This window comes from Pedobacter africanus (genome assembly GCF_900176535.1).
Classification (GTDB): domain Bacteria; phylum Bacteroidota; class Bacteroidia; order Sphingobacteriales; family Sphingobacteriaceae; genus Pedobacter; species Pedobacter africanus.
Window position 1 is genome coordinate 3,027,536 of the sequence record NZ_FWXT01000001.1, and the last position, 14,394, is coordinate 3,041,929.

General features: G+C 40.2%; 15 protein-coding genes. All 15 read left to right on the top strand.

Features of this window, described 5'->3' with window-relative positions:
- The first annotated feature begins 6 nt into the window (after positions 1–6).
- Positions 7–3,411 (top strand): DUF6443 domain-containing protein, encoded by a 3,405-nt coding sequence (locus B9A91_RS12675; protein WP_159451688.1) that lies wholly within the window; start codon positions 7–9, stop codon positions 3,409–3,411.
- 4 nt (positions 3,412–3,415) lie between these two features.
- A complete protein-coding gene (locus B9A91_RS12680; protein WP_084239057.1) occupies positions 3,416–3,838 on the top strand; it encodes a hypothetical protein in 423 nt (140 codons plus the stop codon).
- A 477-nt stretch (positions 3,839–4,315) separates the two neighbouring features.
- Positions 4,316–5,011, top strand: a complete 696-nt coding sequence (locus B9A91_RS12685; RefSeq protein WP_084239059.1) for a HEAT repeat domain-containing protein — start codon at positions 4,316–4,318, stop codon at positions 5,009–5,011.
- A 461-nt stretch (positions 5,012–5,472) separates the two neighbouring features.
- Positions 5,473–5,718 (top strand): hypothetical protein, encoded by a 246-nt coding sequence (locus B9A91_RS12690; RefSeq protein ID WP_084239062.1) that lies wholly within the window; start codon positions 5,473–5,475, stop codon positions 5,716–5,718.
- A gap of 277 nt (positions 5,719–5,995) precedes the next feature.
- Positions 5,996–6,352, top strand: a complete 357-nt coding sequence (locus B9A91_RS12695) for a hypothetical protein (RefSeq protein WP_084239065.1) — start codon at positions 5,996–5,998, stop codon at positions 6,350–6,352.
- 90 nt (positions 6,353–6,442) lie between these two features.
- Entirely contained in the window at positions 6,443–6,682 is a 240-nt protein-coding gene (locus B9A91_RS12700; RefSeq protein WP_084239067.1) for an RHS repeat domain-containing protein, read from the top strand.
- Between the two features lie 41 nt (positions 6,683–6,723).
- Complete coding sequence (locus B9A91_RS12705) at positions 6,724–7,221, top strand: DUF6843 domain-containing protein (protein WP_144008908.1); 498 nt, start codon at positions 6,724–6,726, stop codon at positions 7,219–7,221.
- A gap of 151 nt (positions 7,222–7,372) precedes the next feature.
- Positions 7,373–7,597 (top strand): hypothetical protein, encoded by a 225-nt coding sequence (locus B9A91_RS12710; protein WP_084239072.1) that lies wholly within the window; start codon positions 7,373–7,375, stop codon positions 7,595–7,597.
- Positions 7,598–7,903: 306 nt separating this feature from the next.
- Positions 7,904–8,782 (top strand): glycoside hydrolase family 43 protein, encoded by an 879-nt coding sequence (locus B9A91_RS12715; RefSeq protein WP_084239074.1) that lies wholly within the window; start codon positions 7,904–7,906, stop codon positions 8,780–8,782.
- A 301-nt stretch (positions 8,783–9,083) separates the two neighbouring features.
- Positions 9,084–9,470, top strand: a complete 387-nt coding sequence (locus tag B9A91_RS12720; RefSeq protein ID WP_084239077.1) for a helix-turn-helix domain-containing protein — start codon at positions 9,084–9,086, stop codon at positions 9,468–9,470.
- A 373-nt stretch (positions 9,471–9,843) separates the two neighbouring features.
- The gene (locus B9A91_RS12730; protein ID WP_084239081.1) at positions 9,844–10,692 is read left to right on the top strand and encodes a hypothetical protein; all 849 of its coding nucleotides are present in this window, start codon (positions 9,844–9,846) and stop codon (positions 10,690–10,692) included.
- A gap of 9 nt (positions 10,693–10,701) precedes the next feature.
- Positions 10,702–11,802: a hypothetical protein gene (locus tag B9A91_RS12735; protein ID WP_084239083.1), complete on the top strand. Its 1,101-nt coding sequence runs from the start codon at positions 10,702–10,704 to the stop codon at positions 11,800–11,802.
- A complete protein-coding gene (locus B9A91_RS12740; protein ID WP_084239086.1) occupies positions 11,799–12,644 on the top strand; it encodes a hypothetical protein in 846 nt (281 codons plus the stop codon). The genes B9A91_RS12735 and B9A91_RS12740 overlap by 4 nt, the downstream gene beginning before the upstream one ends.
- 1 nt (position 12,645) lies before the next feature.
- Positions 12,646–13,563 carry a hypothetical protein gene (locus B9A91_RS12745; protein WP_144008909.1) on the top strand — a complete coding sequence of 306 codons (918 nt, stop codon included), beginning with the start codon at positions 12,646–12,648 and terminating at the stop codon, positions 13,561–13,563.
- Positions 13,560–14,381: a hypothetical protein gene (locus B9A91_RS12750; protein ID WP_144008910.1), complete on the top strand. Its 822-nt coding sequence runs from the start codon at positions 13,560–13,562 to the stop codon at positions 14,379–14,381. Before B9A91_RS12745 ends, B9A91_RS12750 begins: the two co-directional genes overlap by 4 nt.
- Positions 14,382–14,394 lie beyond the last annotated feature (13 nt).

Here is a 14,394-nt window from a genome sequence, read left to right on the forward strand (position 1 = left end):
TGTACCATGAAATTACATCTGAATTTAGCGCCTGAAAAGGCATGGAAATATATCGCTGTTTGTTTGCTGGCAGGATTTACCAGTGCAAATGCGCAGCAGGCAAATCCTGTCTACAGCGTTTACAATAATGAAACGGAGATCAAGGGTATACAGAGTGTAACCTTAACCAATGGCTTTCATATCCCTGCAGGTAAAACGGTAAGGATCTTTACCGGTGCCAGCTTTAAGGAATGTGTACCATTTTTAAGTAGCCTGAGTGCTGATCAGAATTATGTGAGTACCCGGATCTTTAAAATGCCTAAGGTTAATGCGGCAAATATCGACAGTGCCAGAAGCACCTGCGAGGTAAACCAGACTGTTCAATACTTTGATGGCCTGGGCAGGCCATTGCAAACTGTAACCACACAAGGCAGCCCAAATTTTAAGGATGTGGTACAGCCTGTGGCTTATGATGCCTTTGGCAGGGAGCAGTTTAAGTATTTGCCTTATGTTGCAACAGCCGGAAGCAATGGCGCTTTTAAAACCGGTGCGGTAGCTGCACAGACGGCCTTTTATACCAGTCCTTCGGCTGGGGTAACTGCAATCAACGGCGCATTTTCAGAAACCCGTTTTGAGGCCTCGCCTTTAAACCGGGTGCTGGAACAGGGCGCACCGGGAACCAGCTGGCAGCTTTCAGGGGGGCATACCCAACGCATGGCTTATGAGACCAATGTTTTAAATGAGGTGAAACTCTGGAATGTAACTTCCAACGGGGCAACAAGCAGTGGGGCATATCTGCCAGGTACTTTGTACAAAATGGTTACCAAAGATGAGAACTGGACAAGTGGTGACGGCAAATCGGGTACTGTTGAAGAGTTTAAGGACCTGGATGGAAGGGTAGTGCTGAAAAGAACCTATAATACCGGTGAAGTAGCCCATTCTACTTATTATGTATATGATGATCTAAGTAACCTAAGGTATGTATTGCCTCCGGCAGTGTCCGTAAGTACATTTTCAGAAGCCGATCCGGTTTTCAGCCAGTTCATTTATGGTTACCATTACGATGGCCGCAAGCGGGTAATTGAAAAGAAAATCCCTGGTAAGGGCTGGGAAGAGATGGTGTACAACAAGCTTGATCAGCTGGTGTTGAGCCGTGACGCTGAACAGCGAAACAGCGGCAAATGGCTGTTTACCAAGTATGATGCTTTGGGGAGGGTAGTGGTGACTGGTTTGCATTCCAATGCTGCTGAAAGAAGTACTTTGCAACCCCTTGTGGATGCACAAGGCACATTATGGGAGAACAGGGATAATGGCAATAGCAATAGCACAGGTTCGGGCTACACGAATCTAACTTTACCAAATACAGGCATTGAAACTTACTTAACCATCAATTATTACGATGATTATGATTTTCATGGCAACAGTTTCCCCCCACCTAATGGGACAACCCAAATGCCTGCAGCAAGAACAAAAGGACTGCAGACCGGTAGTTTTGTATACCAGTTGGGCAGCAGCACTACCCGTTACCTGAGTGTAAATTACTATGATGAAGAAGGAAGAATAATCCGCACTGCAGCAGATAACCATTTGGGTGGTAAAGATTATGTAGACAATACCTGGAACTTTGCCGGAGAACTGACAGCCAGTACCAGAAGCCACACCGGTGCTTCTGGGCCGGCTACTACCATTGCTACCCGTTATGATTACGACCACATGGGTAGAAAACTGGCCACGATGCAATCCATCAACGGACAACCGGAAGTGGTGCTGAGCAAAATGGCTTATAATGAAATTGGGCAATTGCTGAAAAAAGAACTGCACAGCAAGGACAATGGAGGCAGCTTTCTGCAAAGGACAGACTACGTATATAACGAAAGGGGCTGGCTGAACAACACCACCTCAGACCAGTTTAGCATGAGGCTGAAATATGATGTGGGAACCTTTCCTCAGTACAATGGGAACATTGCCCATCAGGAATGGGGAGCAGGTATCAGTTACCCAAATGTTTACACTTACGATTATGATAAGCTGAACCGTTTGAAAAGCGGTGTAAGTACCGGTGTCGTGATGAGCGAATACCTGACTTATGATGTAATGGGCAACATAGCATCAATGAACAGGGATGGTGCTGGTTTAAGTGTTTACGATTACGTGGGTAATGGCAATAAGCTAAACAGAATTAGTGGCCCTCTTGCAACAGGTGATTATATCTATGATCTGAATGGTAATGCCACAACTGATGGAAGGAAAGGGGTAACAATAGGTTATAACATCCTGAACCTGCCATCAACCGTGAGTAAGCCCGGAGTATTGAGCATGAGTTATGTTTATGATGCCACAGGAGCCAAACTGAAAAAAGTAAGTAACATGGAAGCCACCTCAGATTATGTGGATGGCATCCAGTATACCGGAGGAGTGATTGATTTCATCATGACCGAGGAAGGCAAAGCCAGGAACAATGGCGGTACTTATGTTTACGAGTATAACCTGACGGATCATTTGGGTAATGTAAGGTATACTTTCAATCAGCATCCTAGTACTTTTGCATTGCAACCGCTTCAGGCCGATAACTATTATCCATTCGGAAAACAGAGGGTTGCAAGTGCTGGAGTAAATAAATATCTTTACAATGGCAAGGAGTTGCAAAATGAGCTGGGACAGCTTGATTATGGAGCGAGGTTTTATGATCCGGAGATCGGAAGATGGAATGTAGTAGATCCGTTGGCGGAGAAGTTTTTATCCGTTAACCCCTACAATTATACAGATAACAACCCTGTAAACAATATCGATCCAGATGGTATGGAAACATATTATGGCCAGGATGCCCAAGATATGTTTCGCCAAATGCAGAGCAGAGCGTCTTCTCAACAGAATGATCCTGAAGATCCGAGGAAGAAGGGTAGAAATGCAGTAAATACACCTGGTTCTATAATTCGAAAAAATTCTGTAAGCCATGTGCCAGAAGGGGATATAAAGACAAACCAATTCTTAGAGGAATATCTGAGCTTTCTCGATTATACTCCAGTAGGCAGATTTGCTTCCATGATTAGGGATGTAACCTCGGAAAACACAGAAGATGCAATGACCGCGTCATTAAGTGCACAAAGTTATATTGCAGGAAGAAAACTGTCTTCACCTGTCGCTAAAGAGGAAATATCCTTAAAAAAGACATTCGAAGAGCAAGTAGATGGCTTAGTAAAGTTAAATAAAGGGAAGAATTCTGTTACCATTAGAACAGAAAAAGGGGCAACTCATTTTGATTTGAAAGGGGCGCCACATAAAGGAACTCCTACCCCACACGTTCAGCATAGTTATAAAAATGTAAACCCAAAGACTGGTCAGACTTTTCTTAATAAGGATAGAGGGCCAGCAACACCAATAACCCAGCAACAAATAAGGTTAATTAGAAAATTTCTAGAAAAACAAAAATAGTAGTATGAAGAGAAGCATGAAGCCCGAGAAATACATTTGGAGTGAAAAAGACTTTCCTGATTTAGGATGGCATGATAATAGAATTCGCGCTATGTTTTTTGACCATAAAGATCATGTGTTTAGCCTTTCCATTGATTATATCTATAAATGGGAAGAGAATTTTAAAGGTTATTGGGTAACTCCAGCGATGCAATCTTTTTATGATGTTTCATATTTGGAGATGAATCTATCTTTTGGAATAATGGCTGACTTGATCATCGAAGATATATTCAGAGGTAAGGAGAGGAGTACCCCAAATGGCTTAATGACGGAATATGAATATACTGTAAATACAAATGTTGGTACGATTATTTTCTTTTCTACAGGATTTGAATTGGAACTAAAACAAGACCCGGAGTTTTCTGAAAGTCAGGATTTCGAACTTTGACAACTTTCTTAGCTGTTGTGAGCCTGCGGCTCGTACCTTAGAAGAACAAAAAGCCCAGCAAATTAAATTTGTTGGGCTTTTGTTATTTATAAGCCAGCCTGGTTTTCTGGTAATGTTTTAGAGTTGAAGGATAACAGGCCGATACTAAGACTATCTCCAACCTCAGATAGAGGCTTAGGTGGACAAAGTTCGCCCCATTGATCCCCTTTCGCCAGTTCAGATTGACCCAATTCAGTATTTAAAACCAACCAATTATCTTTGATTTTAAATTGGCGGAATGGGGTCTGTCAAAATGGTTTGTCCAGCTAAGCTATGGAAAACTTTGATGAAATTATTTTGGCGGAACAAGAGCACGCCTAAATATTCCAGCAGAAATTTCAATTGTTTTGGAATTTTTAAATGGGATCGAGTATGAACAAACTACCTATGATAATATTCAGACCATGCTAAAATACAACAATTTATACCAGGATTTTAATGGAATATATAGAACAATTACAGGCTCGTTGGGATGATTTAAGAAGCAGACCAAATACCAAGGAAGAAATAGAAGAGGTACTAAAACTTGGCAAGTTAATAGAACTTGAAAGAGCAAAAGAGTTTGGCGACCTTTTTCTAAAGTTAAGGTCATTGGGATTAGATGCTAATTCAATTTGGGATTTAGTAAATCTGAAGGATTCCTATCCTTCAGGTGTAGTTGAAATCTTATTAAACTATTTACCTGGCAATTACTGCGAAAGAAATAAGGAAGGAATTGTTAGAGCGTTGACCGTAAAAGAAGCACAAGGTAAGGCGGCTCCTGCATTGATATATGAATATGAAAATACGCCAAAAGAAAAAGGCAATTTAAGATGGGTGATTGGTAATGCGATAGCTACAACAATGACCTTAAAAGAGGTAGAGTGGATATATGCTGCCGTGCTTGACAAAACTAATGGAGCAAGTCGAGGCCAGTTGGTTTTAGGTGTTGGAACTGTTAAAACAGAAAAATCGGAAAGTATTTTAATTGACCTATTAAATGATAATGAAGTTGCTCCCAAAGCTTTAGCTGCATTAGGCATGATGAAATCTAAAAAGGCTAAGGACAAAATACTTGAAATGAGGGAGACGACTAAGGATCCATTAATTCGCTTGGAAGCGACTAAAACTTTAAAAAAGATAGGATCACTATAGTGATTATACTAGGGGCGGGCTTGGCATCATGTTGTAGAGCAGATGCCGGGCAATATTGTCAGGTTTGGGGAAGAGATGATCCATAATACAGTTAGTCTTATGAAATTGCCACTTTGAGCGGGCTCAATCCATGCTAGAGTCTCTAGGTACTATTCATCAATAAGACCGACAATCACCGGTTCCTCTATACAGACGATAAGATATTGGTTAAGTACGCAAAGTTATCAGGCACAATATGATTTTAGGATTCAAATGTTAAAACAACTTGGATGGACATTTTAATTATAATTAATGGAGAAGGCAAAATACGCTATCCAAAACTGGAATAATAACCAATGGCATATAGATTAATTAATGAGATTGTGAGATGATATTCACCAGCCGCATCGATCTTTTCTTTTTCATTTAATCAGCAGGTGTTAACTGGATAAACGCCTAACCCGGTTTTATATTTCCGTTTCATGAAAAAAGTATATCCTAATCGTATGGTTGTTTGCATAGATGGAAATAAAAGGATTGCATATCTTGAAAAGATAAAAGATGATGGAAATGTTGTTGTCATTAAATTTGATGGCGAACGACTAGATACCCAATATACAGTTTTCATTTCTTTTCCAGTTGGCCTTAATCGTCCAATGATCCGTGTGGATAAATCTAGTTTGATAGAAGCTTTAAGGGATGTTGTGAAAGAGTATTTGTCTGTATAATTGGACATCCCTCGTAACATTGATCTCCTTTGGCCAATTCAGCATGATCCATTCAGTATTTGAAACCAACGTGTTATCTTTAATTTTAAATTGACGGAATAGGGGCAATCAATAAGCGACCGATTGAAGCCTTTTCCTCAGAAAACCTTAATATAACAGGAAATATTCACCACCTAATTTCAACTTATTATAAAATCAATAGTGGAAATTCGGGAGAGATTAAGTTGCTTGGAAAGGACTATGCGGCAACAAAAAACTCATAAATTGAAAGTAAAATATGGAAAATAGGTTAGATGTTAAAGAGAAGTATGAGCTTCTTAATTCAACTTTAAATTTGGTCCTTTTTCCAATGAAGGAAATCAATATTTCTTATTCAGAGGCAATAAAAAGTTGCTTGAATGAATTAGAAGGGGACTATTACACATTTTTAAATGAAGATTATGTATATGAATTGTATAATGCAGGAATGATTTCTGAGAAAGCGATTGAAACAATAAAAGATATAAGATTGAAAATTGAGGTTATAAATAAGAGTAAATGGAATATTAAAGACTTTGTAATGGATAAAAGTTGGAGCGAAGTTCGTGCGCTTATTATCAATTTGTATTTGTCAGATTTCGTTTATACATCTTGAAAACAGCAAGCCCAAACCATACAAGTTTAGGCTTTGCTGTTTTATAGGAATTGCTAATTTTTTTTCCTTGTGTGAGCTGCAAGTCTAGGAGTGAACAAATATCTTAACAATGGCAAAAAGTTGCAAAGTGACCCGGAGCAGCTCGATTATGGGGCCAGGTTCTACGGTCCGGAGATCGGAAGGTGGAATGTGGTTGATCCGTTGGCAGAAAAGATGAGAAGGCATTCACTTTATAATTATGCGTTTAACAATCCGATCAAGTTTTTAATATCTTTGATTTTAACTTGGCGGGATGGGGTCAGCCAAAATGGTTTGTTCAGGAGGTGCTAAGGGAGGTTATTAAAGTAAAATATGAACAATAATAGAAAATCATGAACAGCAGTATTTCTTTAATGGGGTTCATTTTTATGATGTTCTTTGTCTCTTTTTGTAAACCTGAGCAAGAATTATATCTTATCCCAAACGGCTATAGAGGGAAGGTTAACATCGTCTTTAACCAATCAAAGGGAACACCTATAAAATTTGAGGGAAAAAATAGAGTCTACAAGATCCCTAAAAATGGCATCCTTCTTATAAGTTCAGAAATGGAAGTTGGAGTTGTAAAACGTACGTTTTATGCTGTGGACTCTTTGGGGAGAAGGTCTTTGTTAAAGATTTTCAGTGACGATAATTTTCACGGAAATAAAGCCGAGGTCGGGATTTTTTATGATGGAACTGTTGGAGTTTATGGAAACTCTGATGATAAAGAACCTTTGGATTACCAAGAGTTTTTAGTATCAACTTATGAGGGTATAGATGCTTTTTTTAAGCCGGAGTATAAGCATGCTTTTCACGAAAAACTGGTAAAAGTTGTTGGTAGGCCATTTTAATCTATAGCTTTTCTCTCGTGTAGAAGAGGATATAGCCTTCTCAATCGCTGAATATGCTGCACTAAAATATCATTTTGTTGGGGATGGGAAGATACAAGAAGAATATCTCAACTATTTGAATAATAAATGAGAGGATAATTGAAATTAAATAATGATGAAAAAGATAAGATTTACAGGTTGGAATAAGAATATGAATAAAATAGAATTTATTCATATTCTTAATGAGCATGCGAGGCTTTCTCTCAAAGAATCAAAAGATATCAAAGACCGAATTGTTAATAACGAGATCATAGAAGTTATAGTGGATGAAGAAAAAATGGACTTAATAATATCTGATGCTATAAAATTTGGTTTATATGTAGAGAAAGTGACGTAATTGAGATTGTGAGATGATCTGTGTAACTGCAGCAGCGCGTTCTTTACCGGCCGCCCGACCAATACGCATTGTTGCGTTAAACCTTGTTCCTGGCGGAGTTCCTGAAATCATTACCCCTAATTTAAAGGTTTCAAATTCTGCTTCATAGGTATCTCTCCCCGGTGTCTCTACAACCCCGCACTGCTGATCCAGATGTTGAGCAAATGAAGTTGAATCCAAATCAAAGAGCTATTCCGGCAGAATGCCAATACTGAGAACAAAACCAGTAATCCGCTGTTATTTGTGAGATACAGCCATAGTAAGATTATGAAATTTGATAACCCCATAATCAAACACAAGTTTACTGCCGATCCAACAGTGCTAACTCATGAGGGAACTGTTTTTTTGTATACAGGGCACGATGAGCCGCCTGCCGGTGTAGACGATTATGTGATGAAAGAGTGGTTGTGTTTCTCTTCCGGCGATTTGCTGCATTGGCAGGAACACCCCGTACCTTTGCAGGCAACAGATTTTAAATGGGCCAGCGGCGATGCTTTTGCTTCCAAAGTGATTTACAGGAACGGCAGTTTCTATTGGTATGTAGCAGTAACACATCAAAGTATACAAGGCAAGGCAATCGGTGTTGCCGCTTCTGAAAATCCCGAAGGCCCATATGTAGATGCAAGGCAATCTGCACTCATTAGCGGAGATATGCTGCCCTATGCTGCCACTGATAAGGCTAACCTGGATCCTACGGTACTCATAGATGATGATGGCCAGGCATACCTGTTTTGGGGTAATGGCACCTGCCACTATGCCCGGCTAAAAAATAACATGGTAGAAATTGATGGGGCTATCCGGATTCTGGACTTACCGGGCTTTAGCGAGGGGGCACATATTTTTAAACGAAATGGTTGGTACTACCTGATGTACGGCTATGGCGCTCCTGAAAAAATAGCCTATGCCATGAGTACCCATCCGGAAGGGGAGTGGAGTTTTAAAGGAATAATTGCTGATGTCAGTTTCAACAGCGAAACCAACCGGCCGGCAACCCTTGATTTTGAGGGACAATCCTATTTCTTTTATCATAATGGAGCGCTGCCTGGAGGCGGCAGTCACCGCAGGTCTGTTTGCATAGATCTTCTGGCGTACAATCCCGACGGCACGATTCAACCTATAGTACCTTCCCCTCCTTTTGGGCTTTAAGGTTAATTCCGGCGCCAATGGCCAAACCTTTTTCAAATTCCGAAAACTATTGTTTGTTGCTGATCTGATCAGGCACTTTAAGGATTGCGCTTTCAATAAAGGCTATCTGATAACGCTTTCGCTGTTGGTTGGTCAGTTGTGCTATTTTGTCTGCTAAGGCTTGCCGGGCCTCGGTTTGCCAGATGTGATTGTAGTTGTTTGTGTCGTAACGACACCACTTTTACATTCTATGTTTCAAATTTTAAAATTTATTTCAATAATTAAAACATTAATATATTTGCGATGGTAATACTGAGTAAAAATGATAACCAGAATAAGAACTGAAGCGCAATACCATCAGATAATGCAATTGATAGAAACATTCATTGGGAAAGCCACAGATAATGGTGGCTTCCATACGCTTACTGAGGCAGAATCTAACGAATTGGAACAACTGAGTGTGTTAGCGGAGCGATACGAAGACCGGGTGCTGAAAATTATGCCTATTCCAGTTACAATTAACGCGGTTATTCAGTATAAAATAAAAGAATTGAATATTACTCAGGCAAAGCTGGCTGATTTATTGGGTATTGGAACATCCAAGTTGTCTCAAATACTTACCGGCAAACGCGAACCGGATGTTTCATTTTTGAAAGCTGTACACTTGAAATTGGGAATCAGTGGTGATTTTTTATTGGAAAGTGTGTGATTTGCACACTGCTATTCTGCCTTAGTTATTCCAAATCTCTATATAGAGACCATGAATATCAAAAAACGACGGGCCGGGGCAATTTTTTAGCCCCGGCTTTTTTTGTGAATATAGTAAAATTGAAGCCGGGAAGTCTGGTTTTTCTGCCTTCAGGCTAAGGCACATTTTTAAAATTTTAGGGATAGATCCGCGCATCATAATTGCACCCATTTTAGAGGGTTGAGCGGAATTGTCATGAAAATATTCCTCCCGGTTATATTTTATAACCTGGGGTTCTTCTTTAGTACTGGGGGTTATGCGAATGTTCTTTTTTGTTAAGAATGAGTGATTTAGCTTTAGCTGTCTAAGTATTTCACTCTTATCAAGACAGGTTATGAAGAAAATTTACACCCTGATTCTGGCAGTTTCATCGCTTGCCGCAACGGCTCAAACGAACAATGATTTTCCGGTTACGGGAAGTGCCACAATTTATGATTACTCACCCATGCTTTTCTTGAAAAGAAATACCAATGATGGGGGCTACATACAGGGAATCCAGACACAGCTTTTGGATGGAACAAACAATTGGTTTTATGGGAATTTACTTGATGACCAATGGATGGTGTCTAAAGGCGATTTTCAAAACCCAAAACTTGTTGTAGCATCAAATGGAAATGTGGGCATTGGAACAGCGACACCAAGTTATAAGATGCAGGTTGCAGGTGGAACAACGGGTATTTCTAACACTACTATTGATTGGTCTGTTGGCTCAAGTGGCAGTATTATTAATATCTCAAATGGTTCTAACTCGGGCAATACCTATGGGATGATCAATGTGCTTAAAGCTGGAGGAGGCGCATGGGATAATCTGGTTTTGCAAAGTGGGGAGGGAAATGTGAGTATTGGAACGACTGATCCAAAGGGTTATAAGCTGGCTGTAAATGGAAAAGTAAGAGCCCATGAAATCAAAGTAGAAACTGCCAACTGGCCAGACTATGTCTTCGCAAAAGACTATCAGCTCCCAACCCTTCAGGAAACAGAAAAACACATTAAAGACAAAGGTCATTTGCCGGGGATTCCTTCCGCTGCAGAGGTAAAAGCCAATGGACTTGATTTAGGGGAAATGAATGCGAAGCTGCTGCAGAAAATAGAAGAGCTGACCCTGCATTTGATCGAAATGAATAACCGGCTTGGTACGGTGGAAAAAGAAAATGCACTGTTAAAAAAATCAATAAAAAAGTAATAGAACCAGATGAAAATATATTTCCTTATTGCATGCCTTTGCATTAGCTTATCCATTAAGGCACAAACAGACGTTCCAGTGGATGTTCCGGGAATAGGGTATGGTGCTACAAGCGCCAGTTCTACTTTTCGTTTCGATTATTTGGGAAAACCGGTGGCACATTATGGCTTAGGCTGGTACAGTGAAAATGGTACCCCATCTGCTTATCTATCTGGCTATGCAGGTTTAAAGTTTTTTACTAGCGGAGGAGTAAAAATGATGGTTGGTGCAGACGGAAATGTTGGTATAGGTACCACCAATGCTACAACCCCGCTTTTTGTAAATGGTGGATCCTCAATGACCAATGGCTGGAATAAAACCGCTACACTTAGATCAACATACCCGGTTTTAATTTTTAACAGTAGCGATGCCAAATGGGCTGGCTTAGGTTATGACAACAGCAGTGGGTTCAATTTATGGGTTAACGCTGCATCCGATGATCTTCCAGGAACGGGAAATATACCATTTCATGTTAGTAACGCCGGAGATATCAGTCTTGGAAACGGAAATGCTGCATTTAAATTGAACGTAAACGGCGAAGCCGACTTCACCAAGTACTTGCGTCTTAGGTCTAACGATCAGGAGATGCAGTTTTACAGAGACGGAAGTGTTTATGGTTACCTATGGAGTTCATCTAATGGCTTACACTGGGGGAAGGGGTCCGGTTCTAACAGTATAACTATTGACAACAGCGGGAACACCGGCATTGGAATAACAGATCCTAAAGGGTACAAACTCGCTGTCAATGGTAAAATCCGCGCTCAGGAAATCAAAGTTGAAGCCTCACCTTGGCCGGATTACGTGTTTGCAAGCGATTACCAACTTCCAACCCTTCAGGAAACAGAAAAACACATTAAAGATAAAGGTCATTTGCCGGGTATTCCTTCTGCTGCAGAAGTAAAAGCAAATGGGATTGACTTAGGGGAAATGAATGCGAAGCTGTTGCAGAAGATTGAGGAGCTGACGCTGCATTTGATAGAGCAGAATAATAGGAACCAAAAACAAGATGCGATAATCGCAAAGCAACAAAATGAAATTAATCAGTTAAAAAATAAATTGAGTATCCCATGAAAATTTATTGTTTAGCCTTTATTGGCCTCTTTTCTTTGACAGATTCATTTGCACAGGATCTGGAAAGTGGAGGATCAAACTCATGGATATTTCATACTCCTGATGATGGAAGAAGCACTTTGTTTATTGCCCCAAAAATTGATGGTAGCTATACTTGGGGTAATGCAACCCAGTTTCTGAATAATGGGAATGTTCTTTTCAGCGGAAACTTAGGAGTTGGAGTTTCTAACCCTAGAGCAAAATTGGATGTTAATGGAAATATCTTGATCTCCAACGCAGCAATTCCTATGGGATTGATAACCGAACTAGCTGGTACAACTACACCGCTATTGAATATGAGTGTAAATTTTAGGGAAGAAAATAAGAATAATGCCTATGCTGGCGGTGGATTTAGAATTGATACACGCGGCGAAGGTGTTGGCGCACCGTTGTTTCAATGGATTTCAAGAAAACCAAATTCAGAAGTTGAATCTGTGGAAATGAGCTTAACATCTTCCGGATACTTAGGCATCGGAACCTTATCTCCCCGGGAAAGATTATCAGTAAATGGTAATATCCGTGCTCACGAAATAAAAGTAGAGACTGCCAACTGGCCGGATTATGTCTTTGCAAAAGACTACGAGCTGCCAACCCTTCAGGAGACAGAAAAGCATATTAAAGACAAGGGCCATTTGCCGGGCATTCCTTCTGCCGCGGAAGTAAAAGCCAATGGGGTTGATTTGGGAGAAATGAATGCGAAGCTGCTGCAGAAAATAGAGGAGCTGACGCTGCATTTGATAGAGATGAAAAAGGAGAACAAGGATATGAAACAACGGATCTCAAGCCTTGAAAACAAAAAATAATATGAGAAAATTTATCGTTATCAGTTTATTGTTATTGTCTGCAAATGCAATGTCGCAGATCAACCTGGATCAGAACGGGCTAAAAACAACAGTAACCAATACGATATTGAACATAAGTGTACAGGCAGCCAGGTACAATATAGCTGATGTAGGTTTTAATCCATATCACTGGCAATATGGCGGGTCAATTATCATAGAACTGTTTCACAAATATCATGGAAGTGGGTATGATAAATATTCGTTGGGAGTTAGCTACGGAAATCCGTCGTTGAAATTAGTAGAATCTCATGGTGTGATGCACACCGCAAAGATAAGTTTGGGTGCTGCAAGCGATTTAAGTACTTCCAGTGGTGGAGTGAACAATAAAATCCTGCCCGTTTATCTGGATGCGCAATCTTACGCCGGTTACGTAGTGAGAGTGACTTACTTGCAGGAAAAAGTTGATGAAGTGACCGATCAAAATCAAATTAAGATCATTACCAATCCATCTTTTGAAACAATTGCAGACTTTGCGGTCCCTACCATTTTGGCAAGTAATGTATTTTCTTCTGGGAACCTAATGCTTAGTGGAAGCGGCCCGCATTATATAGAGAATGGAAATGTTGGCATTGGCACTGCTACACCTGATTCAAAGCTCGCGGTTAATGGAAACATCCGTGCCCACGAAATCAAAGTAGAAACTGCCAACTGGCCGGATTATGTCTTTGCAAAAGACTATGAGCTCCCAACCCTTCAGGAAACAGAAAAACACATTAAAACCAAAGGGCATCTGCCGGGCATTCCTTCTGCCGCGGAAGTAAAAGCCAATGGGATTGATTTAGGGGAAATGAACGCGAAGCTGCTGCAGAAAATAGAGGAACTGACGCTGCATTTGATCCGTCAACAGAAAGAAATAGAACAACTAAAGGCACGTAAATGAAGAGCAAAATTTTACTATTAGGACTATCTGTTTTTGCTTTGAGGTTGAATGCTCAAACCCTGCAAAATGTTACAGATAACGGAAGTACAACTTCTAACACGATCTCAATTAATACCGGAAATGAAGGCATATCCCTAATTGGCAATTCATATTTATCTTTTAGAAATGCAGGAACTCAATCGAGAACGGGATATCTACAGCATGATGGGAGCAATCTTGTTATCAACGCAGATGCGGGGAATGTTAGATTCATGAATAATGTAGGGATTGGAGTATTGAATCCTTCCTATAAATTGGATGTTTCAGGGGAAGCCAGGGTTGCAACGACTGTTATAACGAATTCAAATGCTCCGTTTTCAAGTTCTTCAGTATTATTTTCTTCAAGCGGTTTTCACAATATGTTTGGAGTAGATGGTACCTGGACATCCAAGTATTTTGGAATGAAAACCGATGGGACATTTGTGGCTATGGGAGGTAATGTAGGTATTGGAACAACTTCGCCAAACTCAAAACTTGCAGTAAATGGAAATATCCGCGCTCACGAGATCAAAGTAGAAACCGCCAACTGGCCGGATTATGTATTCGCGAAAGATTATCTGCTTCCAACTCTTCAGGAAACAGAAAAACACATTAAAGAGAAAGGTCATTTGCCGGGCATTCCTTCTGCGTCGGAAGTAAAAGCCAATGGGGTTGATTTAGGAGAAATGAACGCGAAGCTGCTGCAGAAAATAGAGGAGCTAACACTGCATTTGATAGAAAAGGAAAAATTGGTAAGTGACCTATCGATAAGAGTTAAAAAGTTGGAAGAAAAAAACTAATAACCGTATGACT